The 26851-nt window shown below is 67.4% G+C and carries 24 protein-coding genes and 2 pseudogenes; 9 read left to right on the forward strand and 17 right to left on the reverse strand.

Translation table 11 applies throughout. The features are described 5' to 3' along the window. Nucleotides 1-51 precede the first annotated feature (51 nt). From DL544_RS02650 to DL544_RS02675, 6 genes and pseudogenes are all read right to left on the reverse strand, one after another. Nucleotides 52-444, reverse strand: coding sequence for a GtrA family protein (locus tag DL544_RS02650; RefSeq protein ID WP_139726710.1), 393 nt, complete (start codon nucleotides 442-444; stop codon nucleotides 52-54). After that, nucleotides 441-1727 (reverse strand): NAD(P)/FAD-dependent oxidoreductase, encoded by a 1287-nt coding sequence (locus DL544_RS02655; RefSeq protein ID WP_139726711.1) that lies wholly within the window; start codon nucleotides 1725-1727, stop codon nucleotides 441-443. Before DL544_RS02655 ends, DL544_RS02650 begins: the two co-directional genes overlap by 4 nt. Nucleotides 1728-1758: 31 nt before the next feature. Next, a pseudogene (locus tag DL544_RS02660) lies at nucleotides 1759-2688 on the reverse strand (NAD-dependent epimerase/dehydratase family protein); the annotation flags it as partial. Then, nucleotides 2685-3422, reverse strand: a complete 738-nt coding sequence (locus tag DL544_RS02665; protein WP_053505585.1) for an SDR family oxidoreductase — start codon at nucleotides 3420-3422, stop codon at nucleotides 2685-2687. The gene DL544_RS02665 and the pseudogene DL544_RS02660, both read right to left, overlap by 4 nt. A gap of 2 nt (nucleotides 3423-3424) precedes the next feature. Beyond that, the gene (locus tag DL544_RS02670; protein ID WP_065186255.1) at nucleotides 3425-4729 is read right to left on the reverse strand and encodes an FAD-binding oxidoreductase; all 1305 of its coding nucleotides are present in this window, start codon (nucleotides 4727-4729) and stop codon (nucleotides 3425-3427) included. Then, nucleotides 4729-6116 (reverse strand): annotated as a pseudogene (locus tag DL544_RS02675) (UbiA family prenyltransferase). The gene DL544_RS02670 and the pseudogene DL544_RS02675 overlap by 1 nt, the downstream one beginning before the upstream one ends. A 226-nt stretch (nucleotides 6117-6342) precedes the next feature. On the opposite strand from DL544_RS02675, the gene DL544_RS02680 reads away from it, so the two are divergent. From DL544_RS02680 to DL544_RS02690, 3 genes are read left to right on the forward strand one after another with little or no spacing between them, the layout of a single operon-like run. Next, nucleotides 6343-7074 (forward strand): CoA transferase subunit A, encoded by a 732-nt coding sequence (locus tag DL544_RS02680; RefSeq protein WP_065179132.1) that lies wholly within the window; start codon nucleotides 6343-6345, stop codon nucleotides 7072-7074. A 1-nt stretch (nucleotide 7075) separates the two neighbouring features. Continuing rightward, nucleotides 7076-7708, forward strand: a complete 633-nt coding sequence (locus tag DL544_RS02685; RefSeq protein WP_049440689.1) for a CoA transferase subunit B — start codon at nucleotides 7076-7078, stop codon at nucleotides 7706-7708. Between the two features lie 48 nt (nucleotides 7709-7756). After that, nucleotides 7757-8344, forward strand: coding sequence for an alpha-ketoglutarate-dependent dioxygenase AlkB family protein (locus tag DL544_RS02690; RefSeq protein WP_065179135.1), 588 nt, complete (start codon nucleotides 7757-7759; stop codon nucleotides 8342-8344). A gap of 75 nt (nucleotides 8345-8419) precedes the next feature. Here the strand turns inward: DL544_RS02690 and DL544_RS02695 are convergent, their stop codons facing one another. From DL544_RS02695 to DL544_RS02710, 4 genes are read right to left on the reverse strand one after another with little or no spacing between them, the layout of a single operon-like run. Then, a complete protein-coding gene (locus tag DL544_RS02695; protein WP_065196227.1) occupies nucleotides 8420-9061 on the reverse strand; it encodes an ABC-type transport auxiliary lipoprotein family protein in 642 nt (213 codons plus the stop codon). Next, nucleotides 9058-9984 (reverse strand): MlaD family protein, encoded by a 927-nt coding sequence (locus DL544_RS02700; protein ID WP_005415199.1) that lies wholly within the window; start codon nucleotides 9982-9984, stop codon nucleotides 9058-9060. The genes DL544_RS02695 and DL544_RS02700 overlap by 4 nt, the downstream gene beginning before the upstream one ends. Before the next feature lie 3 nt (nucleotides 9985-9987). Then, the gene (locus DL544_RS02705; protein WP_061480218.1) at nucleotides 9988-10815 is read right to left on the reverse strand and encodes an ABC transporter ATP-binding protein; all 828 of its coding nucleotides are present in this window, start codon (nucleotides 10813-10815) and stop codon (nucleotides 9988-9990) included. 1 nt (nucleotide 10816) lies between these two features. Further along, the gene (locus DL544_RS02710; protein WP_065179137.1) at nucleotides 10817-11938 is read right to left on the reverse strand and encodes an MlaE family ABC transporter permease; all 1122 of its coding nucleotides are present in this window, start codon (nucleotides 11936-11938) and stop codon (nucleotides 10817-10819) included. Nucleotides 11939-12030: 92 nt separating this feature from the next. On the opposite strand from DL544_RS02710, the gene DL544_RS02715 reads away from it, so the two are divergent. Beyond that, the gene (locus DL544_RS02715; protein WP_046428410.1) at nucleotides 12031-13290 is read left to right on the forward strand and encodes a threonine/serine exporter family protein; all 1260 of its coding nucleotides are present in this window, start codon (nucleotides 12031-12033) and stop codon (nucleotides 13288-13290) included. 109 nt (nucleotides 13291-13399) lie between these two features. Here DL544_RS02715 and DL544_RS02720 read toward each other — a convergent pair whose 3' ends face one another. The 3 genes from DL544_RS02720 to DL544_RS02735 form a co-directional block, all read right to left on the reverse strand. Further along, the gene (locus tag DL544_RS02720) at nucleotides 13400-13783 is read right to left on the reverse strand and encodes an H-NS histone family protein (protein ID WP_005415203.1); all 384 of its coding nucleotides are present in this window, start codon (nucleotides 13781-13783) and stop codon (nucleotides 13400-13402) included. A gap of 223 nt (nucleotides 13784-14006) precedes the next feature. After that, a complete protein-coding gene (locus DL544_RS02725; protein ID WP_065186252.1) occupies nucleotides 14007-15710 on the reverse strand; it encodes a proline--tRNA ligase in 1704 nt (567 codons plus the stop codon). A 534-nt stretch (nucleotides 15711-16244) separates the two neighbouring features. Then, complete coding sequence (locus DL544_RS02735) at nucleotides 16245-16622, reverse strand: DUF4124 domain-containing protein (RefSeq protein ID WP_065196267.1); 378 nt, start codon at nucleotides 16620-16622, stop codon at nucleotides 16245-16247. Between the two features lie 80 nt (nucleotides 16623-16702). Here DL544_RS02735 and pssA point away from each other — a divergent pair, with 80 nt between their 5' ends. Genes pssA through rimI form a run of 3 tightly spaced genes read left to right on the forward strand, consistent with a single transcriptional unit; the run spans nucleotide 16703 to nucleotide 18479 of the window. Further along, the gene (gene pssA, locus DL544_RS02740; RefSeq protein WP_005415206.1) at nucleotides 16703-17479 is read left to right on the forward strand and encodes a CDP-diacylglycerol--serine O-phosphatidyltransferase; all 777 of its coding nucleotides are present in this window, start codon (nucleotides 16703-16705) and stop codon (nucleotides 17477-17479) included. Continuing rightward, a complete protein-coding gene (locus tag DL544_RS02745) occupies nucleotides 17476-17985 on the forward strand; it encodes a hypothetical protein (protein ID WP_005415207.1) in 510 nt (169 codons plus the stop codon). The genes pssA and DL544_RS02745 overlap by 4 nt, the downstream gene beginning before the upstream one ends. Next, nucleotides 17982-18479, forward strand: coding sequence for a ribosomal protein S18-alanine N-acetyltransferase (gene rimI, locus DL544_RS02750; RefSeq protein ID WP_005415208.1), 498 nt, complete (start codon nucleotides 17982-17984; stop codon nucleotides 18477-18479). Before DL544_RS02745 ends, rimI begins: the two co-directional genes overlap by 4 nt. Nucleotides 18480-18621: 142 nt before the next feature. Here the strand turns inward: rimI and DL544_RS02755 are convergent, their stop codons facing one another. The 4 genes from DL544_RS02755 to DL544_RS02770 form a co-directional block, all read right to left on the reverse strand. After that, nucleotides 18622-19452 carry an EamA family transporter gene (locus DL544_RS02755; RefSeq protein WP_139726713.1) on the reverse strand — a complete coding sequence of 277 codons (831 nt, stop codon included), beginning with the start codon at nucleotides 19450-19452 and terminating at the stop codon, nucleotides 18622-18624. A 133-nt stretch (nucleotides 19453-19585) separates the two neighbouring features. Next, nucleotides 19586-22414, reverse strand: a complete 2829-nt coding sequence (locus tag DL544_RS02760) for a valine--tRNA ligase (protein WP_139726714.1) — start codon at nucleotides 22412-22414, stop codon at nucleotides 19586-19588. A gap of 72 nt (nucleotides 22415-22486) precedes the next feature. Beyond that, nucleotides 22487-22912 carry a DNA polymerase III subunit chi gene (locus DL544_RS02765; protein ID WP_005415211.1) on the reverse strand — a complete coding sequence of 142 codons (426 nt, stop codon included), beginning with the start codon at nucleotides 22910-22912 and terminating at the stop codon, nucleotides 22487-22489. Between the two features lie 82 nt (nucleotides 22913-22994). Further along, entirely contained in the window at nucleotides 22995-24473 is a 1479-nt protein-coding gene (locus DL544_RS02770; protein ID WP_139726715.1) for a leucyl aminopeptidase, read from the reverse strand. A gap of 104 nt (nucleotides 24474-24577) precedes the next feature. Between DL544_RS02770 and lptF the strand changes: the two genes are divergently transcribed. Both lptF and lptG read left to right on the forward strand, forming a co-directional pair. After that, nucleotides 24578-25660 (forward strand): LPS export ABC transporter permease LptF, encoded by a 1083-nt coding sequence (gene lptF, locus DL544_RS02775; protein ID WP_065179144.1) that lies wholly within the window; start codon nucleotides 24578-24580, stop codon nucleotides 25658-25660. Next, nucleotides 25657-26763: an LPS export ABC transporter permease LptG gene (lptG, locus tag DL544_RS02780; protein WP_049414332.1), complete on the forward strand. Its 1107-nt coding sequence runs from the start codon at nucleotides 25657-25659 to the stop codon at nucleotides 26761-26763. Before lptF ends, lptG begins: the two co-directional genes overlap by 4 nt. Nucleotides 26764-26851 lie beyond the last annotated feature (88 nt).

A 26851-nucleotide genomic window follows, 5' to 3' on the forward strand; every position in this document is an offset into this window, starting at 1 on the left:
ACGGCCACGGATGTGTGGGAACCGTTTTCTGGAAACAGCGTTCCCGGGCAGTCATCGGAACGACAGGTACTTGTGGCCGAAGTAGCTGGACACCACCGGCACCGCCACACCTACCACGTGGGCGATTTCCAGGCGCAGCAGGTCCACGCCCAGCCATGGCAGCAGGTGGTAGGCCAGGACGGTGGAAACCAGCCAGGTCTGGGCCACCGCGAACAGGTTGACCAGCACGAAGTAGAACGCCGAGTGGTGCAGGGGGCGTGTGCTGCCGGAAAACACCAACCAGCGGGTCAGCACGAAGGCGGTAACCATGCCGGTGAGGTAGGCGGCGATGATCGCCGGGGTGAACGGCATCCAGTGGCTGTACAGCATGCGCGACAGGATGTTGGCCAGCGCAGCGATGCCGCCGGCCAGCAGGAACAGCAGGAACGGGCGGGACAGGGTCACGCCACCGCCTCGCGGGCCATGGCGCGTCCGAAGCCGATGCTCTCGGAGATGCCGCGGTCTTCGGGGTAGTAGTGCGAGGTATCGGCCACCCACAGTCCTTCCACCGGCAGCCGGCGCGGCGGCAGCCGGTCGAGGAAGCCCGGTTCGCAGATTGGCTGCGCGTGGCGGTAGCGGCTGACCCGCACGTCGATGAAGTCATCTGAGCCCAGCTGCGGATTGATCATGCACAGGTAGCGGCGCACCTTGTCGGCGAACACCTCGTCGCTGTCGCCATAGCGCTCGTGCTCGCCGGGCATGTAGAACGGCACGTAGACGATATGCGCATCCATTGGGCGCAGGTTGGTGTATTCGACGATGCCGGGGATGTCCATGTCCGGGTCGTTGGTGTTGACCCAGAAATTGGCCGAAACCGGCCTGCGCAGCTTGGCGATCACGCAGACCACGGCGATGTTGTTCAGTGCGCGGAACTTCGCCAGGATGGCTTCGGGCAGGTCCGGTGCCAGGCGTGGCACGAACGGCAGCGGCACCGTGGAAATGACCTTGTCGAAGGCCAGGTGCTCGCCGCCGACCTGGACACCGCGTACGCGGCCGTCCTCGATCACGATGCGTTGCACCGGGCTGGACAGCCGCACCTCGCCACCATGGCGCAGGATGTCCGCATGCAGGGCATCGAGCAGGGTGGATGAACCGCCTTCCAGATACCCGAGCTTTTCGCGCATCAGGCTGTAACGGGAGCGCCCGATGCGCCGGATCCGGCTCCAGATCCAGGCCGCGGACAGGTTGCCGGCATAGTCGTAGAACTTGTAGTCGAACAACCGGCGCCACAGCGTTTCGTAGGCTTCGGCGCCAACCCAGCGGCGGATCCAGGAGGAGGCTTCAACGTGGTCCAGCGGGCGCCAGTTGTTGCGACGCGTGCACAGGAAAGCATGCAGGCCGTAACGGATCTTCGCCATCATCCCCAGGCCCCTGAAGCGCAGCAGGGCGATCGGATTGCCCCATGGCTGCAGGCGCTTGCCGAACCAGTAGCCCATGCGGGTCTCGGTCCAGCGCATGCGTTCGCCCAGCCCCAGCTCGTCGAGCACGGTCAGGAAATCGTGATCGGAGGTGCAATGGAAATGGTAGTAGCGTTCGATCGGCATGCCGCCGAAGTCGAAGCTCGCGGTCATTCCGCCAACCCGGTCATCGGCTTCGAATACCACGGGCTGATGGCCGTCGCGGGCCAGCTGGTAGGCCACGGCAAGGCCCATCGGGCCGGCGCCGAGAACGGCGATGCGCTCGCTCATGATCAGAACTCCAGGGCGATGTCGCCGTACTCGGGTCGTTGAAGGTGGCGTCGATGGCCTGCGCGAAGGGCGTCGGCCGTACGTTGAAGATCGAAGGCCAGTCGATGACTTCGAACTCATCATGGGCCACCAGTGCCTGCAGCTGCGCCGCGGTGAACGGTGGGTCGCGGTCGAACAGCGCCCAGGTCCTCAGCAGCAGGTGGAACAGGCGGTAGGGGATGTGCAGCAGCAGGGTGCGGGCACGCGTGCTGCGCTTGATCTGGCGGATGATGTCGATGTAATCGACCTTCTCCAGGCCGGTGATGTTGTAGCGCTGGCCAGCAATGCGCGAGCGCAGGCAGCTGGCGATGATGGTGGCGAAATCGCCGGCATACAGTGGCTGGCGCATGTAGCGTCCATCGCCAGGAATCGGAAATACCGGAACCCTGCGCATGAAGCGCGACAGCCATCCCAGGTGCTTGCGGTCGAACCAGCCGAACATCAGGGTCGGGCGCAGGATGACCGCAGGGATGCCGCGCGCGGCGACCCGTTGCTCCTGCTCACGCTTGGTGCGGGTGTAGTCGTCATCGGCCACCGAACAGACCACCGAGGAGCTGACGTGCACCGTGTAGGGCACGGCGTGACGCTCGATGGCATCGAGGATGAGGTCGGTGGCAGTGATGTTGTTGCGCACGAATGGCAGAGGATCGGTGCCGCCGATCTGCGCCTGCAGCATCACCACGGCGTCGGCACCAGCGAAATGGCGCTCCCAGGTGCCCGGCTCTGCCAGGTCGGCGTGTTCGGTCATCACATCCGGATGCAGACGCGCGAGTACCTCGAGATTGGCAGCGTGCTTGTCGATCACCACCAGTCGGCGGTAGCCCTGGCGCTTGAGGATGGCGACCAGGTTCTGGCCGACCAGGCCGGCACCACCGGGAATGATGATCTTCTGCTCCAGCTCGGAGTCCGTTGCAGTGCTCACAGCGAGATCCTGTTGAACAGGGCCTGCGGCAGCAGGCGGATCACCGTCATGATCAACCGCCAGAAGCCCGGGGCATACAGCACCGGGGTGCCGCGCCCGATGCCGGCGACGATGCGGCGCGCGACCTGGTCCGGCGTTGCCCACAATGGGCCCTTGCGCAGGTGGGCCGTCATCGGCGTGTCGACGAAGCCCGGACGAATGTCGACCACCGCCACGCCCTGCTTGGCCAGGCGTTGGCGCAGGCCACTCAGGTAGGTACTGACCGCAGCCTTGGCGGCGCCGTAGACGTAGTTGCTCTGGCGGCCGCGGTCGCCGGCCACCGAAGTGATCACCGCCAGCGTGCCGCTGCCGGCGTCGGCCAGCCGATTGGCCACAGGCCCCAGCAAGGCCAGCGTCGAGCTGCCGTTGGTGGCGAACTCGGCCATGCAGGTTTCCACCGAGGCCTCACACGCTGCCTGATCGGGCAGCGTGCCATGTGCAACCAGCACCACGTCCACCCGCCCCAGCGCCTGCCAGGCCTGCGCCAGCAGCTCGGCGTGGGCGGCCAGATCGTTGATGTCCATCGAAGAAGTGTGCGTGGCGCGTGCACCGCGCACGCGCAGGTCGTCGGCGATGGCGGCGAGCCGTTCGGAACGGCGAGCAACCAGGAACAGCGCCGCGCCGCGTGCGGCATAGCGCCGTCCGACGGCTTCGGCGATCGCGGACGTGGCGCCGATGATGAGGACGTTCTGCATGCTTACTCCGTCACCCGGCGCCAGAAGCCGGACGAGAAACGTGGATCGATGAATCGGCTGAAGTCCTGCCAGCGCGGGTACGCCTGCTGGAATGAGGCGGCGGTCATCCGCGCATCCTTGGCCGGGTACTGGGCACCACAGGCGGCATCGACGATCTGGTCCAGGCGCCGCAGCAGGGCCCACAGTGCCTCGCCGGTATTGGGGAAGTCCAGGGCCAGGGTGGTACCCGGGCGCGGAAAGGACAACATGCCAAGGGACGGCCGCGTACCGAACTGCTTGAGCACCGCCAGGAACGACCCCTGGCCACTGCGGGCGATTTCCTGCAGCAGGGCGGGAACTCCATCCGCGGCCGCGTGCGGTGGCAGCACGCACTGGTACTGCACGAAGCCAGCCGGACCATACATCCGGTTCCACTGGCTGATGCCATCAAGCGGATAGAAAAAGGGCAACAGGTGTGAGACGTGGCGCCGGCGTTGCGCCGGCTGGCGCCAGTAATAGAGCGTATTGAACGGGCGCAGAGTGAGCCGGTTGACCAGTGATATCGGTGGTATCAGCGGCATCGACCACTGCCGCCGGGGCGTGGCTGGACGTTCGTCGGCCGGCTGCGCGGCATGGTTGGCACGGGTGAAATGCCCGCGGCCGAGGGCGCGGCCACGTGCCAGGCAGTCGATCCAGGCCACGCTGTACTCGTGGCTTTCGCTGCTGTCCTGTGACAGCGCAAAAAAATCTGCCAGGCTGGAGAAACGGATGGTCTCCACCTCCAGACAGCTGCCCGGCACGCGGCGCAGCAGCAGCTCGGCGTGGGTGATCACTCCGGTCAGGCCAAGCCCACCGAGGGTGGCTTCGAACCAGCCGTCGCCATTGCCAGGACGGCACACGTGGCGTTCGCCGTCGCTGCGCAGCAGCTCGAAGGACAGCACGTGGTGACCGAAGCTGCCGGCCAGATGATGATTCTTGCCATGCACATCATTGCCGATCGCACCGCCCACGGTGACGTGACGCGTGCCTGGGGTAACCGGAAGGAACCAGCCTTGCGGCAGAACGAGCGCGATGATCTCACCCAAGGTGACGCCAGCTTCGCACTGCAGCCGTCCGCTGGCCGGGTCAAAGGCGATGAAGCGGTCCAGACCGCGACATTCCAGCAGGGTGGCCCCCGGATTCTGGCAGCTGTCGCCATAGCTGCGTCCGTTACCATGCGGCAACGCAGTGCCCTCGAAGGTTGGCAGCGTGGCGAGCCGATCATGCACCCTGATCAGCGACTGTGGCGCGCGCGGATACCGCCCCCAGGAATGCGCGTCGGCCCGCATCAGATCGCCACCAGGGCAAACCCGGCGCACAGCACGGCCACCACCTGGCTGGGCCGATCCGTGGCGGCAAACACGATCGGGTCATCGTGCATGTTGCCGCGATGGGCTATCACCCAGGCGCGGCTGACCCAGTACAGCAGGACCGGGCAGATGAACCACAGCAGCTTCGGGTTGCGGTACAGCTCCACGCTGTCGGGGCTGTTGATGTACAGCGCCATCACCAGCACGGCGCAGTAGCCGGCGGCCGCGCCCAGCGACTGCAGCAGCGGCAGGTCTTCCACGCCGTAGCCACGGCCGTTGGCGCGGGTCTTGCCACGTGCCAGCACCGCGTGGAGTTCGGTATAGCGCTTGAGCAGAGCCAGCGAGAGGAAAATGAACATGCTGAAGGCCAGCAGCCAGAACGACAGTTCTGCCCGATGGCCACCGTGCCGCCGATGATGCGCAGGGTGTAGAGGCTGGCCAGCAGTACCACGTCGAGCATGACGATGCGCTTCAGGCGCAACGAGTAGGCAACGGTCAGCGCGTAGTAGCCCGCCAGCACGGCCGCGAATGCAGGGCTGCAGGCCAGTGCCACGGCCAGCCCGCACAGTGTCAGCAGCGGGCCTGCAACCAGGCCGTGCAGCAGCGGCAGGCGACCGGCGGCAAAGGGGCGATGGCGCTTGCGCGGATGGCGGCGATCCGCATCGAGGTCGAGCAGGTCATTGAGCAGGTAGACGCCGGAGGCGCACAGGCTGAAGGCCGCGAAGGCGAGCAGGGCATCGGCCACCGCCGGTGCTTCCAGGAAGCGGTGGGCGGTCAACACGGGCACGAACACCAACAGGTTCTTCAGCCACTGGTGTGGCCGCAGCGCCTTCAACCATGCCTGCAGCCTGGATGGGGCGGGCCAGTGCCCCAGCAGCTGGGTGCGTTGCGCTGCGGCACCGGCCAGGGCGCTGCGGTTGTTGACCACCCAGGCACCTGCAGCGCGGGCCCAGACCACCAGATCGACCGTGCCATTGCCGGCGTAGTCGAAACCACGCTCGCCGAAGGCATCCACCAGGGCCTGTGCCTTGTGCGTGCCGGACAGGTTGCGCTGGCCATCGCTGGCGATCACCTGCTCGAACAGGCCCAGGTGTGCGGCGATCGGCGCGACCAGCAGCTGGTCCGAGGCGGTACACAGCACCCGCGGGCGCTGCGCCGTGTCGCGCAGCAGTTCCAGAACTTTCGGGTTGTAAGGCAGGCGGCGTGGATCGATGGTGACGCGTGCAGCGATCTGCCGCTTCAGTGCGGCCTTGCCCTGCAGCAGCCAGAACGGCAGCAGGAACAGGTACAGCGGATTGCGCGCCAACAGCACCAGCAGCGATTCATACAGGAGGTCCGTGTCCAGCAGCGTGCCATCCAGGTCCACGCACAGGGCGCGGTCGTGGGCTGCAGGAGAGGGGGCAGGAGGCGCTGGGGGCATCGTTCGCGGGCTGACGCGGCGGGATCGTCCATTGTATCCGCGTTGGGGCATGGGCCAGAAAGCGGCATCCCGGCCCCGGGCCGCTGCATCCGCGCGGTTTGCTGCGCCGCAAACCCGTCGGGTGCAGGCCTGCGGCTAGAATGCGCTTATCCATTCGCAGGGTACTACAGCAATGCAGCAATCGACTTCCGGCGGAAAGCGCGGCAAGCGCTTCGCCAGTGCGGCGGAGGCCCTGCAGGGGGTGGTCGCCGATGGGCAGACCCTGGCCGTGGGCGGCTTTGGCCTGTGTGGCATTCCCGAGGCGCTGATCGCTGCGCTGCGCGACAGCGGCGTCAAGGGCCTGACCGTGATCTCCAACAATGCCGGCGTCGATGGCTTCGGCCTCGGCCAGCTGCTGGAAACGCGGCAGATCAAGAAGATGATTTCGTCCTACGTGGGCGAGAACAAGGAATTCGAGCGGCAGTTCCTGGCCGGCGAGCTGGAGCTGGAATTCAACCCGCAGGGCACCCTGGCCGAGCGCCTGCGTGCCGGCGGCGCGGGCATCCCTGCGTTCTTCACTGCCACCGGCTATGGCACGGTGGTGGCCGAGGGCAAGGAAACCCGCGCGTTCGATGGCAAGCACTACGTGATGGAGACCGCGTTGCGCGCCGACGTGGCACTGGTCAAGGCCTGGAAGGCCGACGAGGCTGGCAACCTGGTGTTCCGCAAGACCGCGCGCAACTTCAACCCTGCCTGTGCGATGGCCGGCAAGGTCTGCATCGTGGAGGTTGAAGAGGTAGTGCCGGTCGGCGCCATCGACCCGGATCAGGTGCACCTGCCGGGCATCTACGTGCACCGCATCGTGCACAACCCGCATCCCGAGAAGCGTATCGAACAGCGCACCATCCGCGCGGAGGGCAACTGACATGGCGTGGACCCGCGATGAAATGGCGGCCCGTGCCGCCCAGGAACTGACCGATGGCGCCTACGTGAACCTGGGCATCGGCCTGCCGACCCTGGTCGCCAACCACATTCCCGACGGCGTGGATGTGTGGCTGCAGTCGGAGAACGGCCTGCTCGGCATTGGCCCGTTCCCGACCGACGCCGAGGTCGACGCCGACCTGATCAACGCCGGCAAACAGACCGTCACCGCACGTGCGGGCGCCAGCTACTTCGGCAGCCACGACAGCTTCGCGATGATCCGCGGTGGCCACGTCAACCTGGCCATCCTCGGCGCCATGCAGGTCACCGACAAGGGCGATCTGGCCAACTGGATGGTGCCCGGCAAGATGGTCAAGGGCATGGGCGGCGCGATGGACCTGGTCGCCGGCGTGCAGCGCGTGGTGGTACTGATGGAGCACACCGCCAAGAACGGCGAGCACAAGATCCTGGCCGAATGCACGCTGCCGTTGACTGGCGTGGGCGTGGTCGACCGGATCATCACCGATCTGGCCGTGTTCGACGTGACTGACAAGGGCCTGCTGCTGGTGGAGGCCGCGCCGGGTGTCAGCGATCAAGAACTGGAGGAAAAGACCGGCGTCGCGTTCCAGCGCGGCTGAGGCTGCAAGGGCGGCCAAGCGTGCCGCCCTGTTTCTTGAGGTGCCGCCATGCTGTTCCCCCACGACCTGCCCGATGCCGATGTCCTGCACCTGCCGGGATGGCTGGCTGCTGCCGACGCCGACCGGCTCATGGGGGCGCTGCAGGCCGACGTGCGGTGGGACGTCCACCGCATCCGCATGTTCGGCAACTGGGTGGACTCGCCACGGCTGAGCTGCTGGATCGGCGACCCGCAGGCGCGCTACCGCTACTCCGGTGCCGAGTTCGTGCCGCACCCATGGCCGCCCGTGTTGCAGGCCGTGCGCGAGCGCCTGCAGGCCGAAGGCCACGGCCGCTTCAACAGTGTGCTGCTGAACCGTTATCGCGGCGGCGGCGACTACATGGGCTGGCACAGCGATGACGAGCCGGAGCTGGGGCCGGCCCCGGTGATCGCGTCGCTGAGCCTGGGTGCGGCGCGCCGTTTCCTGCTGCGCCGACGCGACGATCCGGCGCGCAAGGCCGAGTTCGTGCTTGGCCATGGTGACCTGCTGCTGATGGCCGGGCAGACCCAGCGCTTCTACCAGCACGCGTTGCCGAAGATGACGCGGGTGCAGGGCGAGCGCATCAACCTGACGTTCCGCTGGATTACCCCACGTTGACGAAGAAGGGGTCAGATCCCTTTCCGGCAGGAAAGGGATCTGACCCCGCAACCACGCGCCCGGCGAATGCGGAGATCAGCGTGCAACGTTCGGCTGGTCGGCCTGGCCGCTGGTCAACGTCCAGCCCACCATGTCCTGCGCCAGCTGCTGCAGGCCACGTTCGAAGGCCGCGGTCACCGCCGGTATGTCTGTGCTGCCGACCGGCTGCGCCTGGCGGAAGGTGCGGTCGGCCACCACGCGCTGGTCGGCGACGTGGATCAGCTTGGCGTTGACCTCGATCACCACGGTCGGCGTGGCCTGCCCTTGGTAATCCGATTCGAAGCGGCGCACGTCGGTGGACAGCTTGTAGTCGGCGCGGATGCCGGCAGTGCTGCGGGCCACGCCGCGGATGCGGCCGGAATCCTCGAAGCCACGCAGCAGGGTGTCCTCGATCATGTCGGTGGCCGGCTGCGCCCAGCTGGCCCCCTTGTAGATCTCAAGCTGGGAGGGTGTCGGCCGCACATTGATGCGCGGGCTGTCGACCATGCGCGCGGCGCTGGGCTTGGCCAGCACCAGCTGCCAGCTGGCCTGCGGCCATGCCGGGTCCGCCTTGACCTGCACGGACGGCGAGTACAGCGTCACCGCGGTTTTCTCGCTGCTGCCGAGGATGGAGCAGCCGCCCAGCAGGGTGACCATCGAAGCGGCCAGCAGCAGGCGCGGAAGGGTGGTCGGGCTCATTTGGGTTCGAACTCCTTCGGTGCGTCGCGGCCCAGCAGGTAGCGCGCGGGGTTGTTCTCGAGGCGGTCGCTGACCCGGCGCAGGTCGCGGATCAGGCCGCGCAGTTCGGTCAGCGTCGGGCCCAGCTGGCCAAGGCCATCGTTGGCAAAGCTGTTGATCGCGGCTCGGTTCTCGCCAAGGATCGAATCGGCGTTGCCGGCGGCCGAATCGAGCTTGGCCAAGGTCGTGTCGAGCTTGTCGATGATGCCGGGCAGCTGCTGCACCAGGTTCCTGTCCAGGCGCTCGATGGTGCCGTTGGTGGTCTTCAGCGTGGTGTCCAGGCTGCGGGCGGCATCGCGCGCGCTGAGCAGCAGCGCCTGCGTACCCTGGTCACGGTCGGCCAGGCCACCACTGATCGTCTCCAGGTTGGCCAGCGTCGCGTTGATCGAGGCCACGTTGCGGTCGCTGAGGATCTGGTCCATGCGCTCGACGATGCGGTTGGCCACGTCGGTGATGTTCTGCAGCGCCGAGGGCGTGGTCGGGATGATCGGTGCCGGATCCTTGTTGACCGTGGTCAGTGCCGGCGACTGCGGCGTGCCGCCGCTGAGCTGGATGATCGACGGGCCGGTCAGGCTGGTGATCGCCAGCTTGGCGCGGGTATCGGTCTTGACCGGCGTGTTGGAGTTCAGGCGGATGCGCGCGACCACCTGGCGCGGGTCGTCCGGCACCAGGTTCAGTTCGGTGATCGAGCCCACCGCGATGCCGTTGTACTGCACCGGGCTGCCCACCGACAGGCCGGTCACCGCTTCGCGGAACACCACGCGGTACTCCTGCCAGGTGCGGTCGGAGGAGTACTTGGCCGCCCACAGGCCGAAGGCCAGCAGGGCCAGGCCGGTGATCAGGGTGAACGCGCCGATCAGCACGTAGTTGGCTTTGGTTTCCATGGCTCAGGCACTCTCGATCTGTTCGCCACGCGCGGCGCGCGCGCGGGGTCCGTGGAAGTATTCCTGGATCCACGGATGATCCAGTTTCTCGATGTCCGGCAGCGGCGCATTGGCCACCACCCTGCGGTCGGCCAGCACGGCGACGCGGTCGCAGATGGCGTACAGCGTGTCCAGGTCGTGGGTGATCAGGAACACGGTCAGCCCCAGCGCTTCCTGCAGCGTCTTGATCAGGCGGTCGAACGCCGCCGCGCCGATCGGGTCGAGGCCGGCGGTGGGTTCGTCCAGGAACAGCAACGGCGGATCCAGCGCCAGCGCCCGGGCCAGGCCGGCGCGCTTGCGCATGCCGCCGGACAGCTGCGAAGGCAGCTTGTTGATCGCGTCGGCTGGCAGGCCGGCCAGTTTCACTTTCAGCAGCGCCAGTTCGTAGTGCCAGCGCTCGGGCAGTTCGCGGTGGTGTTCCTTCAATGGAACCTGGACGTTCTCACCCACGGTCAGCGACGAGAACAGGGCACCGTCCTGGAACAGCACACCGGTATTGCGTTCGATGTGCAGGCGGCTCTCGGCGTCGTCGGCACGCGCATCGCGGCCGAGGACTTCGATCTGCCCAGCATCCGGCACACGCAGGCCGAGGATCGAGCGCATCAGCACCGACTTGCCGGTGCCGGAGCCGCCGACCACGCCCAGGATCTCGCCGCGGCGTACGTCCAGATCCAGGTCTTCGTGCACGGTCTGGCTGCCGAACCGGTTGACCAGACCACGCACGCGGATGGCCAGTTCGTGGCCCTGGTCGTCGCGCATGTCGATGGATTCGGGGAGGGCGGATGTGCTCATGTCACCAGTCCATGTGCATGAACCACAACGCCGCGAAGGCGTCGATGATGATCACCAGCGAGATCGTCTGCACCACGCTGGAGGTGGTGCGCTCGCCGACCGACTGCGCGGTGCCCTCGACCTTCAGGCCCTCCAGGCAGCCGATCAGGCCGATCACCAGGGCGAATACCGGCGCCTTCGACAGGCCCACCAGCAGGTGCCGCACTTCCATCGTCTCGTGCATGCGCGCGATGTACATCTGCGGCGGGATGTCGAGGTCGAACGCACCGACGGTGATGCCGCCGGCCAGGCCGGCGATCATCGCGATGAAGGTCAGCAAGGGCAGGGTGACCAGCAGGGCGAGCAAGCGTGGAAGCACCAGCAGGTCGACCGGGTCCAGGCCCAGCGTACGCATCGCATCGATCTCCTCGCGTGCCTTCATCGCACCGATCTGCGCGGTGAAGGCGCTGGCGGTACGGCCGGCCAGCACGATCGCGGTCAGCAGCACGGCGAACTCGCGCAGGAAAGCGATGTTGACCAGCTCGACCACGTAGATCTCGGCGCCGAAGTCGCGCAGGATGGTCGAGCCGAGGAAGGCGATCACCGCACCCACCAGGTAGGACAACAGCGCCACCAGCGGCACCGCATCCAGCCCGACCTGCTCCATCTGATGCACGGTGGCGGTCAGCCGGAAGCGGCGGGGTTCCTTGACCAGCCGCGCCGCCTTGACCAGGTTCTCGCCGAGGAAACTGCACAGGGCCTTGATGTTGTGGCCGGTGGCGTGGACGCTGACACCCAGCCGCTCAAGCGCGGCCAGCACGCCGAAATCGCGCTTGGCCTTGGGCCGGTCATCGGCCACTTCCTCGATGGTGCACACCAGCGCCTGGTGGTCCGGGCGGAACTGCAGCGCGTCTTCGTGGAGATCGGCGCGATGGGCCACGCGCAGCACCTGCAGCACGCCGGCCGAATCGAGCTGCTCGATGCCGGTGGCATCGATGCCGGTCAGCGCGTCGGGAACGCCGCGCAGGACTTCGGCCGCGGCCAGCGCGGTCTTCAAGGTCCAGGTGCCGGACAGGCGGATCAGGCCCGGGTCGTGGGCATCCTGTTCGAGCTGGGGAGCGAGGTTCGGGGTGACGTGGGCCATTCGGGTCGCAGCATAACCGTTCTGTATCGGGCTTCGCGTCGAACTTGGATGAATTTCTCCGGCGGGCCCCAGCGTAGGTAATACTACGGCGCATGTCCGCAGATGCTCACACGATCCCCACACCCCAGGCCACCTACGCACAGCGCGTGGCCTTCGTTTCCGAGATCGCCGGACGCCTGCACAGCTATGGCACCACGGCCCAGCGCCTGGAAACGGCGGTGGTTGCCCTGGCCCGCCAGCTCGATCTGGATTGTGAACCGTGGTCGAATCCCACCGGTATCATCCTCAGCTTCAGCGATCCGGCCCAGGCGATCGGCTCCAGCGACATCACCCGCGTGATCCGCCTGGCACCGGGTGAGAACGACCTGCACAAGCTCAGCGTTGCCGACCACATCGCCGAAGAAGTGTCCAACGGGCGGATGAGCATCGCCCAGGGCCACACTGCGCTGCGCCAGCTGGACAAGGATCCGGGCCGGCGCGGCAAGCTGCGCACGATCCTGTCGTTCACCCTCGGCGCGGCTGGCGTGGCCGGCATGTGGAAGCTGCCGTGGCTGGACATCGCCACCGCCGGTGTCATCGGCCTGATGATCGGCCTGCTCGGCATGGTCACCGACCGTCGCCCGGCCACCCGCGAAGCCGCCGAGGCGCTGGCCGCGCTGCTGGCCGGCATGGTCGCCACCCTGGTCGCGTCGTTCATTGGTGCGCTCAACCTCAATACGGTGATCATCGCCTCGCTGGTGGTGCTGCTGCCCGGCATGTCGCTGACCAATGCGGTCAATGAGCTGGCCAGCCAGCACTGGGTATCGGGTACCGCGCGCTTTGCCGGCGCGCTGACCACCATCATGAAGCTCAGCGTCGGCGCGATGATCGCGGTGACCCTGGCCGATGTGCTCGGCCTGGATCCGGTGATCCGGGCCGCGCGGCCGCAGGGGCCGTGGGTGGAATGGGGCTCGCTGCTGACCGCCGCGTTCGCCTTCGCGATGCTGTTCAAGGCCAATCGCCGCGATTATCCGTGGGTGATCGCCGCCTCGGTGGCCGGTTACGCGATCTCCAAGTTCGGCGGCCACGCCTGGGGCGCGCCGGCCGGCATCTTCCTGTCGGCAATGCTGCTGACCGCCGGTGGCAACCTGTTCGGTCGCCTGGTCGGGCGTCCGGGCGCGATCATCCGCCTGCCGGGCATCATCATGATGGTGCCCGGCAGCACCAGCCTGCGTGGCGTGCTGACCCTGGTCCAGCAGCAGGACGTGGGCGCCGGCCAGAGCGTGTTCCTCACCGTTCTGAACGTGGTGATGGCGCTGGTGGCGGGCCTGCTGTTCGGCAACCTGCTGATGCCGGCGCGCAAGACACTGTAGAGCCGAGCCCATGTTCGGCTTTGCATATGGATAGCCGAGCGTGGGCTCGGCTCAACATACAGGAAACGCCGGCTTTCGCCGGCGTTTTTCATTGCTCCCCGATCCGGCCTCAGGCCTTCTTGATCAGGAAATCTTCCGGCTTCTTGTTGCCCTTGGCGGTCAGTTCAGCCATCCAGCGCGGCTGCTTGCCACGGCCGGTCCAGGTTTCCTTGGGGTTGGCCGGGTTGCGGTACTTCGGGGCAACCTTGCCCAGCTTGCGGCCGGCGGTCTTCGACGGTGCCTTGGCGACCTTGGCCACCTTGCGCGCGCGCGGTGCCGGGGCGTCGCCGAACAGTTCCTCGATGGTGTAGCCCTCGGTCTTGGCCAGCTTGGTCAGCTGGGCGCGCACCTTGGTGATCGGCCGGCGCTTGGCGACGATGGTCTGCTGCTTCTTGGCGGTACGGATCAGGGCGCCCAGCTCGCGTGCTGACAGGCCGGTCAGGTCAATGCTCATTTACGGTTACTCCGGAAACTAATGTGTGGACGGGACAAGCCAGTCCATGGCGTCGGCGGACAGAATAGAGATGAATTAATCACAGCACAAATGCAGGCGGGTCATGGCGTGGCGGCATGCAGACGCTATCGCGGTGATTTTGACCGGATTATGTCCGCTGCAATATAGGGAAAGGCCGCGCGCCCCAAAAAAAAAGACCGGGGCAGGCCCCGGTCTTTCCACGTCAGCCCTGCAGTCGCTGCAGCAGGGTGGCCTTGTCCAGGCTCTCCGCCTCGCTGGCGCGGCGCGCGCGGTACTCGTAGGTGCCGGCGGCCAGGCCACGTTCGCTGACCACCACGCGGTGCGGGATGCCGATCAGTTCCATGTCGGCGAACATCGCGCCCGGGCGCAGGCCGCGATCGTCGAGCGCGGCGTCCAGGCCGGCGTCGCGCAGCTCCTGCAGCAGATTGGCTGCAGCGTCGGCCACAACGGCATCGCCCTTCGGGTTGATCACGCACACCACGACCTGCCACGGCGCCATCGCGTCCGGCCAGATGATGCCGGCATCGTCATGGTTCTGTTCGATCGCGGCAGCCACCACGCGCGAGATACCGATGCCGTAGCAACCCATCGCCATCACCGCCGCCTTGCCGTTTTCATCCAGCACGGTGGCATCCAGCGCTTCGGCGTACTTGCGGCCGAGCTGGAACACGTGGCCGACTTCGATGCCACGGGCGATCTTCAGTTCACCGCCGTCCACGGCACGATCACCGGCACGCACGTTGCGGATGTCGGCCACTTCCGGTTCCGGCAGGTCGCGGCCCCAGTTGACGCCGGCCAGGTGGAAACCGGCCTCGTTGGCGCCGACGACGAAGTCGGCCATTGCCGCCACTTCGCGATCGGCGACCACGCGGATGGCCTTGGCCGGCGCGACCGGGCCGAGGAAGCCTGGCACGCTGCCCAGGTGCTCGGCGATTTCCGCCTCGCTGGCGAAGCGTTGCTCGTCCAGCCCGGCCACCTTGGCCAGCTTGATTTCATTGACCTCATGGTCGCCACGCACCAGCACCAGCACGAACTGCTGTGCCTCGCCTTCGCCGGCGATCAGTGCCACCGACTTCACCGTGCGCTGCAGGTCGATGCCGAGCAGGGCCGCGACGTCCTCGCAGGTCTTCTGGGTGGGGGTATCCACCTTGCGCATTGTTTCGGTGGCGGCCGCACGCGGTGCCGGATCGGCGGCGATCGCCGCCTCCATGTTCGCCGCGTAGTCCGAACCGGTGGAGAACACCAGCGCGTCTTCGCCGGAATCGGCGATCACGTGGAATTCCTGCGAGGCATCGCCGCCGATCGCGCCGGAGTCTGCCTGCACCATGCGGAAATCCAGGCCGAGGCGGGTGAAGATGCGGCTGTAGGCCGACTTCATGTTCTCGTACTCGCGCACCAGGCACTCATCGTGCAGGTGGAACGAATAGGCGTCCTTCATCAGGAATTCGCGCGCGCGCATCACGCCGAAGCGCGGGCGGATCTCGTCGCGGAACTTGGTCTGAATCTGGTAGAAGTTCACCGGCAGCTGCTTGTAGCTGGACAGCTCGCTGCGCGCGAAGTCGCAGGCGGCTTCTTCGGCGGTCGGGCTGTAGCAGAACACCTGGTCCTTGCGGTCCTTGATCTTCAGCAGCTGCGGGCCGAACTTCTGCCAGCGGCCGGTCTGCTCCCACAGTTCCTTCGGCTGGATGGTCGGGATCTGGAATTCCACCGCGCCGGCCCGGTCCATTTCCTCGCGAACAATGCGCTCGACCTTGCGCAGCACGCGCAGGCCCAGCGGCGACCAGGTGTACAGGCCCGATGCCAGCTTGCGGATCATGCCCGCGCGCAGCATCAGCCGGTGGCTGGTCAGCTCGGCGTCGCTGGGGGTTTCCTTGGTGGTGTGCAGGTGGAACTGGGAGAGGCGCATCGTCGGCTTCGGATAACGGCAGAGACGTCTATTCTGCCAGCCCGGCCGGGGGAGGGGTATCGGCAGGGCTGCGCCCTGCACCCGCCGTAGTGCCGGCCGCTGGCCGGCAACCTCAGAAGCAACAGCCGAAGCAACAGCGGGTTTCCCGTGGGATGGCGGGGTGGGTCCGGTTGCGGGAGACGCCGTAAACCCATCCATGGGGGCTTGGCCGCGGCATCCATGCCGCGGACACTCCCGCAAGCGGACCCACCCCGCCTTCGACAGTTTCCTGCGAGCTGTCGGAATGGCTCCCGGGGTCAGATCCGTTTTCCGCAGGAAAACGGATCTGACCCCGGATTCAATTCGAGATCCGACAGATTTTATCCACGCATGGCGTGGATCTACTGGCCACCGGAAATCTGTCGGGGGTGGGCGGTGTCGGATTGCGGCGTCCCCGCAATCCGACACCGCCCCGCCATTCCACGGAATGCCCGCTTTTGACGTTGCCGTTGCTTGCAGCCTCGGCAGGTGCAGGGCGCAGCCCTGCCGATACCCTTAACCGGCCGGTGGGCAGTACGCCTTGATGGCGGCCTGCGCCAGCCCCTTCTGCGCGGTGTGCTGCTCCGGGGTCAACGGGGTATCGGCCTTGCCATCACCATCGGTGTCCTGCATCACCTGGCCACCGCCGTCCAGCAGGGCCAGGTTGGCCCGGGCCGTGCTGCACTGCTCGGGAACCGGCGCGGCCGGGGTCTCGGTGCTGGCCGCGGCCTGCGGGGTGCGGGCCTGCTCGCGGGTCTCGTACTTCTTGCCCGCCGGTGGGGTCTCCGAGTACTGGGTCACGCCATGGGCGTCCTTCCATTTGTAGACGGGACCGGCCACGGCGTTGGCACTGGCCAACAGCAGCAGGCATCCAAGGCAGGACAGGGCACGCATGGCAAACTCCACGGAATGGGCGTAGAACGCCGATTGCAGCATTGGCGCCGAGCACTGGCAAGTCGATTAAACTGGATTCCATGGACCCGATCACACCGCCGCCGCGCTCGCGCACGATTTACCTGCTGCCCAACCTGTTCACCACCGCCGGCCTGTTCGCCGGTTTCTACGCGATCATCGCCGCGGCCAACGGGGATTTCGTCAATGCCAGCATCGCCGTGTTCGTGGCGGCGGTGATGGATGGCCTGGACGGGCGCGTGGCGCGCCTGACCGGTACCAGCAGCGAATTCGGCGTGCAGTACGACTCGCTGGCCGACCTGGTCAGCTTCGGCATGGCCCCGGCGCTGGTGATGTACCACTGGTCGCTGTCGTGGCTGAAGTTCGATGATCCGCTGCTCGGCCGCGTCGGCTGGGCCGTGGCCTTCCTGTATGCGGCCTGCGCGGCACTGCGCCTGGCCCGCTTCAACACGCAGGTGGCGGTGGTCGACAAGCGCTGGTTCGTTGGCCTGGCCAGCCCGGCCGCAGCGGGCCTGATGATGTCCTTCGTCTGGGCGTTCGCCGACGGCAACCTGGGCTGGGATGGCAACCAGCTGCGCTACGTGGCGCTGGCAGTGACGATCATCGCTGCGCTGCTGATGGTCAGCCGTATCCGTTTCTGGAGCTTCAAGGGCGGCGCGGCCAAGGGCACCCGTTCGGATCGCGTGCCGTTCCTGGTGCTGGCGCTGGTGCCGGTCGCCATTGCCATCGCGGTGATCGACCTGCCGCGCGTGCTGTTCGCGGTCGGGATCCTGTACGCCCTGTCCGGCCCGGTGATGTGGGCCGTGCAGCGCCTGCGCAAGAAGCCCGAGGCCGCGTGAGCCAGGACCTGCCCGTGCTGTGGTCGCCGGCCCAGCAGGCCTGGCTGCAGGCCATGGGCTATACCGTCTATCACGACGGCCAGCTGGCCGCCGAGCTGGATGCCGCATTGCAGTTGAGCGTGGCCGAAGCCGAGGCCAGTGTTGCCCCGCCGGAACCGGAGCCGGTGCGGGCCGCTGTGCCGCCGCGCGACGCCCGCGCCGCGACGGCGACCGCAGTACGCGCGGAACGCCCGGCTCCGCCGCGCCGCGAAACGCCGGTCAGTGCCCCGGATACCGTGCCGGCGGCTGAGCGCCCGCTGCCCAGCGGCAACGCACGACAGCCGGTGGTACGCCTGCCCGATCGCCTGCAGATCGCGCTGCTGCGCGCGTCCGGCTGCAACCCGAACGACCCGGCGACGCAGGTGCTGATGGACAGCTGGCCGCTGGACCAGCTGCGCCGTGACCCGGCCGCCAAGCGTGCGCTGTGGCCGCAGCTGCGTGCCCTGCGCAAGCGGGGTGCGCGGTGAGCGCGGTGACCCGGCCCGGCCCGGTCAGCCTGCGTGCGCTGCGCGAGAGCGACCTCAATGCCGTGATGGCGATCGAGCTGCGGGGCTATCCTTTTCCCTGGACCCGCGGCATTTTCATCGACTGCCTGCGCGCCGGCTATCCCGGCCTGGCGATGGAGCGCGATGGCCTGCTGGTCGGCTATGGCGTGCTCAGCATCGCCGCGGATGAAGCGCACGTGCTCAACATCTGCATCGACCCGCTGGCACAGTCGCGCGGGCTGGGCCGCCAGCTGCTGCGCGCGATGGTGCAACTGGCCGCCGACCGTGGTGCCCAGCGCGTCTTCCTGGAGGTGCGTCCGTCCAACACGCCGGCGCTGGCGCTGTACCACAGCGAAGGCTTCAACGAGATCGGTCGCCGCCCGCGTTACTATCCGGCCGCACAGGGCCGCGAGGACGCGGTGGTGATGGCGATCGAGCTGGTCGACGGCGACCTGCAGGTGATGCCGCCGCTTTAACGCAGACGGGTTGCCGGCCAGCGGCCGGCACTACCGGTTGCCGCCAACCTTGGTTGGCAGCAATGCGCCGACCAAGGTCGGCTACTACCAAGGCGTGCAATGGCATATCCGGTAGGTGCCAACCTTGGTTGGCACGCTCTGCTCACGCCAGGCGCAACGCCAGCACGCCACCGACGATGAGCGACGCTGCCAGCCAGCGCGCGCGTGGTATCCGTTCGCGCAGCAGGAACACCGAGATCAGCAGCGCGAACAGGATCGAGGATTCGCGCAGCGCCGAGATCATCGCCACCGGCGCCTGGGTCATGGCCCACAACGCCATCGCATAGGAGGCGGTGGTGCCGACGCCACCGGCCAGTCCCAGCGGCCAATGCTGCCGCGCATAGTCCAGTACCGCGCCGCCGCGCGTGTACAACGCCCACAGCGGCAGCGGAATGCCCGACAGCAGGAACAACCACAGCGTGTAGCTGAGCGCGCTGCCGGACTGCCGTGCACCCTGCGCATCGACCAGCGTGTAGGTGGCGATCATCGCTGCGGTCAGCAGCGGCAGGCGCAGTTGGCCGCCACGCGCACCCACTGCCATGCACAGGATGCCGGTGCTCACCAGCACCACACCCAGCCACGCTGCAGCGGGCAATGGTTCACCGAGCAGGGTGCCCGCCAGTGCGACCAGGATCGGCGCGCTGCCACGCATCAGCGGGTAGGCCAGGCTCATGTCGACCTGCTGGTAACAGCGTGCGACCAGCCCGTAATAGGTCACCTGCAACAGCACCGATGCGCCCAGCCAGGGCCAGCTGTGCGCGGCGGGAAAAGGCAGGAAGGGCAGGAAGGGCAGGGCGGCGGCCGACAGCAGCGCGGCGCTGCCGGTGACCAGCACGGTGCCGAGGAACTTGTCCGGCCCGCGCTTGACGATCGCATTCCAGCTGGCATGCAGTGCCGCAGCGGCGAGAACCAGCAGGAAGATCGAAAGAGGCATCCGGCGATGATGCCATGCGGCGGAAATGGAAACGCCGGGCATCGCCCGGCGTTTCCGATTCCGCTTGGGTGGGTGCCAACCTCTCCCGGCGTGGTAGGCGCCAACCTTGGTTGGCACGCACCAGAGCGCGGCGTTACAGCTTCGCGCGCTGTTCGCGCAGGCCGGCCAGCTGGGTGTTCCAGTCGGCCAGGCGCACGCGTTCCTGCTCGACCACGGCCGGCGGCACCTTGTCGGTGAACTTGGCCAGCTTGGTCTCGCTCTTCTCCTTTTCGGCTTCGACGCGAGCGATTTCCTTGTCCAGGCGCACGCGCTCGGCATCGAGATCGACCAGGCCTTCCAGCGGCACCAGCAGCTTCAGCTCGCCCACGATCGCGGCGGCCGCCGGCGGTGCGCCTTCGCCTTCGGCCAGCCACTGGATGCTGTCCAGCTTCAGCAGGAACGACAGCGAAGCGCTGAAGCGTTCGATGCGCACGCGGTCCTGCGCCAGGCCGGCCTGCAGGCGCAGCGGCACCTGCTTGGACGGTGCGACGTTCAGTTCGCTGCGCACGCGACGCACCGCGCTGATCACCGCCTTCAGCCATTCCACGTCGGCCTCGGCCTGGGCGAAATCACCGGCGAATTCGGCGGCGGTCGGGTACGGGCGCAGCGACAGCGTGGTTTCGGCCAGGCCCAGGCGCGGGGCCAGCTGCTGCCACAGCTGTTCGGTGATGAACGGCGTGAGCGGGTGCAGCAGGCGCAGCAGCGCTTCCAGCACGTACAGCAGGGTGTGGCGGGTGCTTTCGGCATCAGCCGCGTCGGCACCGTTCAAGGCCGGCTTGCTCAGCTCCAGGAACCAGTCGCAGAACGCGTTCCAGGCGAACTCGTACAGGCACTGCGCCAGCAGGTCGAAGCGATACGCGGCGAAATGGCCCTGAGCTTCGGCGGTGGTGGCGGCCAGGCGCGCGAGGATCCAGCGCTCGGCATCGGTGCGCGGCTTGGGCACGCCGGTGAACGCAGCGCCTTCGGTGTTCATCAGGGCGAAGCGGCTGGCGTTCCACAGCTTGTTGCAGAAGTTCTTGTAGCCCTCGGCGCGGTTCATGTCGAACTTGATGTCGCGGCCGTGGGTGGCCAGCGCGGCGATGGTGAAGCGCAGCGCGTCGGCACCGTGGGCGGCGATGCCGTCCGGGAATTCCTTGCGGGTGGCCTTCTCGATCTTCTCGACCATCTTCGGCTGCATCAGGCCGCCGGTGCGCTTGGCGACCAGGTCGTCGATGGTGATGCCGTCAATGATGTCCAGCGGGTCGAGCACGTTGCCCTTGCTCTTGGACATCTTCTGGCCCTGGCCGTCGCGGATCAGGCCGGTGAAGTAGACGTCCTTGAACGGGATCTTCCCGACCAGGTTGTCGGTGGCCATGATCATGCGCGCCACCCAGAAGAAGATGATGTCGAAGCCGGTGATCAGCACCGACGATGGCAGGTAGCGGTCGAAGCCGCGCTCGGCCATGGCCTGCTCATTCGGCCAGCCCAGGGTGGAGAACGGCCACAGCTGCGAGGAGAACCAGGTCTCCAGCACGTCGCTTTCCTGGTTCAGCACCACGTCGCTGCCCAGGTTGTGCTTCGCGCGCACGTCCTCTTCGCTGCGACCGACGTAGCAGTTGCCGGTGGCGGCATCGAACCACGCCGGGATACGGTGGCCCCACCACAGCTGGCGGCTGATGCACCAGTCCTGGATGTTGTTCATCCAGTGGCGGTAGGTGTTGATCCAGTTCGGCGGCACGAAGGAAATGCTTCCGTCCTCGACCAGTTCCAGGCCACGCTTGGCCAGGTCGTCCATCTTCACGAACCACTGGTCGGTCAGGTACGGCTCGATCACCTGGCCGGTACGGTCGCCGCGCGGCACCTGCAGCTTGTGCGCCTTGGTCTCGACCAGGATGCCCAGGTCTTCCAGTTCGGCCAGCACGGCCTTGCGCGCTTCATAGCGGTCCAGGCCCTGGAAGCGTTCCGGCGCGTTTTCGTTCAGCGCCGCCACCGGGGTGAACAGGTTGATCATCGGCAGGCTGTGGCGCACGCCCACTTCGTAGTCGTTGAAATCATGCGCCGGGGTGACCTTGACCACGCCGGTGCCGAACGCGCGGTCCACGTAGTCGTCGGCGATCACCGGCACGCGGCGGCCAGTCAGCGGCAGCACCACGCTCTTGCCGATCAGGTGCGCGTAACGCTCGTCTTCCGGGTGCACCATCACCGCGGTATCGCCCAGCAGCGTTTCCGGGCGGGTGGTGGCGACGACCAGGTAGTCGCGGGTTTCGCGCAGCGTTTCCACGCCGTCGGCATCGCGCTCGACGTGCTCGTAGCTCAGGCCTTCGTCCAGCGTGTAGGCGATCGACCACAGGAAGCCGTCTTCCTCGGCGCTCTCCACTTCCAGGTCGGAAATGGCGGTCTTCAGCACCGGGTCCCAGTTCACCAGGCGCTGGCCGCGGTAGATCAGGCCCTGCTCGTACCAGCGCACGAAGGCTTCATTGACTGCCGCCGACGGCTGCGGGTCCATGGTGAAGGTGCTGCGCGACCAGTCGGCGGAGGTGCCAAGGCGACGCATCTGGCGTTCGATGGTGTCGCCGGACTGCTGCTTCCACTCCCAGACCTTGCCGATGAAGCCCTCGCGGCCCAGCGAATCGCGGGTCTCGCCCTTGCCTTCCAGCGCCAGGTTGCGGCTGACCACCATTTCGGTGGCGATGCCGGCGTGGTCGGTACCGACCTGCCACAGCGTGTCGTAGCCGCGCATGCGGTGGTAGCGCACCAGCGCGTCCATCAGGGTCTGCTGGAAGGCGTGGCCCATGTGCAGGGTGCCGGTCACGTTCGGCGGCGGCAGCAGGATGGTGTACGGCTCGCCCGTGCCGGACGGCTTGAAGTGGCCGGCCTTCTCCCAGGCCTCGTAGAGGTCGGTCTCGAAGGACTTCGGGTCGTAGCTGGAGGCGAGTTGGGTCATGCGGGGGAACCAGGAGGTAATCGTTGAAGGATCAGGGCGCGGCGGCGGCCCATCAAGGGGGCCGGGGCGCGCTCACATGTCATGCTTGTTCAGGTCGTAACCGGCGGCCTTGTACTGGCGCCAGCGCTCGCGCAGCGGTTCGCGCGCTTCCGGATCGGCCGGCACCACTTCCAGCACGCGCTCGCACTGGCCCAGCCAGGGCTCGTCGCGCAGGTTGATCACCAGCGGACGCGCCGGTGCCTCGGTGCCGGGTACCGCGATCAGTACCAGGGCCTCTTCCTCGTCCATGTCTTCGCCGGCGATCTGGTGCGGGATGTAGGCGTCGTTGTCGAAGGCCCACAGCAGCTCGTCCAGCTCCTCGGCCTGGGCCTGGTCACGGGCCAGCACCAGGGTGAACAACCCGGCGTCGTTGGCCTTGCGCGCCAGCTCACAGACCAGGCGCAGCGGCTCGGTCAGGAAGCGGGGCTTGGCGATCAGGTAGAAGTCGGCGCGGGGCATGGCAGGGTCCGGGTCAGGCAGGGGCCCGGCAGTGCCGGGCGAGGCCCCGGCCGGCGTCTGCCGGCCAGGGGCGGGTACGGCATCAGGCGCGGGCGGCCTGGTCCAGCAGCCACTGGCTCAGCAGGCCGACCGGGCGGCCGGTGGCCATGCCACGCTTGCCTTCATCGCTGGCCACGCCGGCGATGTCCAGATGGGCCCAGCGCTGGCCTTCGGTGAAGCGCGACAGGAAGCAGCCCGCGGTGATCGCGCCGGCCCAGCGGCCGCCGATGTTGTAGACGTCGGCGAAGGTCGAATCCAGCATCGGCTGGTACTCGTCCCACAGCGGCAGGCGCCAGGCGCGGTCGAACACATGCTCGCCGGCGGCCAGCAGTTCATTGGCCAGGTCGTCGTGCTTGCTCATCAGGCCGGCGGTCTGGTGGCCGAGGGCGACCATGCAGGCACCGGTCAGGGTGGCGACGTCGACCAGCGCGGCCGGCTCGAAGCGCTGTGCGTAGGTCAGCGCGTCGCACAGGATCAGGCGGCCTTCGGCGTCGGTGTTGCCGACTTCGATGGTCTTGCCCGACATCGAGGTGATCACGTCGGACGGACGGTAGGCATTGCCATCGATGGCGTTCTCCACCGCCGGGACCACCACGACGAGGTTCAGCGGCAGCTTGGCCTTGACCGCAGCGACGAAGGTGCCGATGACGTTGGCGCCACCGCACATGTCGTACTTCATTTCCTCGATGCCGCCCTGGGTCTTCAGGTTGACGCCACCGGTATCGAAGGTGATGCCCTTGCCGACCAGCACATAGGGCTTGGCGTCGCCTGCACCGGTCCACTTCAGCACGACCAGGCGCGGGCGGTTGGCCGAGCCACGGGCCACGGCCAGCAGTGAGCCCATGCCCAGCGCTTCCATCTGGTGCTCGTCGAGGATCTCGGCTTCGGCACCCTCGTGCTCGCCGGCGAACTTCACGCCCACGTCGGCCAGATAGGCCGGGGTGCAGTAGTTCGGCGGCAGGTTGCCCAGCTCACGGGCGAACTCGACGCCGGCGGCAATGGCCTGGCCCTGAGCCAGCGCCTGCGCGTCGTCACCGGCGATGGCCAGCTGGGTCAGACCGGCGTCGTCGGCCTTCTTCTTGCCCAGGGTGGCGGTATAGCGGTAGGCGGCGTGATCGGCGGCGATCACCGCCTGACGGATCGCCCAGGCCGCGTCGCGGTCCTTCACCGCCACTTCGGACAGGGTGAACAGTGCGCTGCGGGCAGCACCGGCCTTCAGCGCGCGCACGGCGTCGCCCATGGCCTTCAGGTACTGCGGCACGCCGAAACGGGCGGCTTCACCGAGGCCGACCACCAGCACGCGCGGGGCGGTCACGCCCGGCAGGTCGTGCAGCAGGGTGGTTGCGCCGGTCTTGCCGGACAGGTCGCCACGCTCGGCCAGCGCCGCCAGGCGGCCACCGCTGGCGGTATCCAGGGCCTGCGCGGCCGGGGTCAGGGTATGGTCGGCATACGCGCCGACCACCAGGCAATCAACGGTGGCAGCGGCCGGAGCAACGTGGTTCAGGGTGAATTCGAGGGCCATTGAGCAGATTCCATTGGCGAGTCCGTACAATCGCAGGCCGTTTACGCCCAGACAGTAGACTGGGCGGCACCGCGAACGAACCCCAGAGTTTAAACCACCGCCCCATGCTGAAGCTCGACCGATACCTGCTGGGCGATTTCGTCCAGAGTTTCCTGGCTACCCTGATCGTCCTGCTGGTGGTCAGCGTGGGCGGCGTGCTGGTGGACATCCTCGGCAACATCGCCGACGGACGCCTGCCGGCCAAGCTGCTGTTCTCCCAGCTGGGCCTGCAGTTCATCGCCTACCTGCCGCTGATCCTGCCGCTGGCATTGATGCTGGGCCTGCTGCTGGCCGTGGCGCGGCTGTACCGCGACTCGGAAATGGCGGTCATCACCGCCATTGGTGTTGGCCCCAAGCGACTGCTGCGACCGCTGCTGATGCTGGTGGTGCCGGTGGTGCTGCTGGTCGGCGCCTGCTCGCTGTGGCTGGGCCCGTGGGCAGGCCGGGTGGCCGAGCAGATGATCATCGAGGCCAACCGCAGCGTGCTGATGGCCGGCCTGGAGCCGGGCCGGTTCACGCCGCTGCCCAATGGCGGCGTGGTCTACCTGTCCTCGATCTCGCCTGACGGCACCGAGCTGGGCAAGGTGTTCCTGCAGCGGCAGAAGGACGATCGCCTGGAAGTGGTGTCGGCCAACAGTGGCCGCATGTACTTCGAGGGCACCCGCCAGCGTTTCCTGGAGCTGGATGATGGCCACCAGGTGGAAGGCCCGGTGGCCGCTGGGCTGGATTACCGGCTGGCGACCTTCGCCCGCAACGACGTGGCCCTGCCCGATGGCGCACAGACCCGCACCGAGGACGACCCGGAACTGATGCCGACCCTGCAGTTGGTCGGTGATGCACGGCCGCAGGCGCAGGCGCAGCTGCATCGCCGGCTGGCACCGCCGCTGATCGCGCTGGCGTTCGCCCTGCTGACCGTGCCGCTGGGCCGCAGCTCGCCGCGCCAGCAGCGCTATGGACGCATGATGCTGGCCCTGCTGGCCTACATGGTGGGCACCAACCTGATGTTCATCGGCAGCGGCTGGATTGCCAACGGCAAGATTCCGCCCGCGCTCGGCCTGTGGTGGTTGACCCTGCCGCTGCTGGCGCTGGCGATCTGGATGTATGTACGTGATGGCCGCCTGGCCCGCCCGAAGGGAGCCCGCGCATGAGGCTGCGCCCGATGCGTTTCGACCTGTACCTGGGCCGGTCGGTGTTCACCACCGTGCTGCTGACCTGGGCGGTGCTGGTGGGCCTGGACGTGGTGATGGCCTTCTCCGGCGAGTTCAAGGACATCGGCAAGAACGGCTACACCCTGGGCCATGCCGCCGCGTGGGTGCTGTACACCGTGCCGCGCCGCGCCTACACGATGTTCCCGACGGCCGCGGTGATCGGCGCACTGATGGGCCTGGGCCAGCTGGCCGCGACCTCGGAGCTGACCGCACTGCGTGCCCTGGGCCTGTCGCGCAAGCGCCTGAGCGTGTCGGTGGCGATTGCGCTGTCGCTGCTGACCGCGGTGATGGTGCTCAGCGCCGAGACGCTGGGCCCGTGGGGCCAGGACCGTGCCGATGCGCTGAAATCCAGCGCCAAATGGGGGCGGGATATTGCCACTACCCGTTACTCGGGGCTGTGGGCACGCGAAGGCGACACCTTCCTCAATGCGCAGAGCGGCGAGGAGCAGCTGGTGGGCGACAAGGGCACGCGGCTGATCCTGCGTGATGTGCGCCTGTACCGGGTCGCCGAAGACGGCAAGATCGCCTCGTTGACCCATGCCGCCACCGCCGAGCACGACAAGGACGGCTGGGTGTTGACCGGCGTGCGCCGCGACACCTTTGGCGAGCGCTCGGCAACCCGTCAGGAAGTGGCACGTGAGCCCTGGAACTCGAAGTTGGACCCGGCCGCGCTGGCGACCGGTATCGCCAAGCCGCGCAACCTCAGCGTGTCCGAGCTGAGCACCAGCATTGCCTACCGCGAACGCAACGGGCTGGACGCGCGCGATTTCGAGGATGTGTACTGGAGCCGCTGGTTCTATCCGGTGAACGTGCTGGCCCTGTGCCTGGCGGCGGTGCCGTTCGCGTTCGGATCGCTGCGCAGCGGCGGCATGGGCAAGCGCTTGTTCCTGGGCATCCTGTTCGCATTGGGCTTCTGGCTGCTGCAGCTGTTCTTCGGCCGCATGGCCGGCGCGCTGAAGTTCGATTACCGCATTGCCTACGCGTTGCCGCCGATCGTGATGCTGGCGGTATCCGGACTTCTGTTCCGGCGCAAGTCGGGCTGATTCTGATTGTTGTAGAGCCGAGCCTGTGCTCGGCTGTCACGTACAGTGCGGAAAGCAGCCGAGCACGGGCTCGGCGCTACAGACAGCG

Source organism: Stenotrophomonas sp. pho, assembly GCF_006228405.1.
GTDB classification, from domain to species: Bacteria; Pseudomonadota; Gammaproteobacteria; order Xanthomonadales; family Xanthomonadaceae; genus Stenotrophomonas; species Stenotrophomonas sepilia.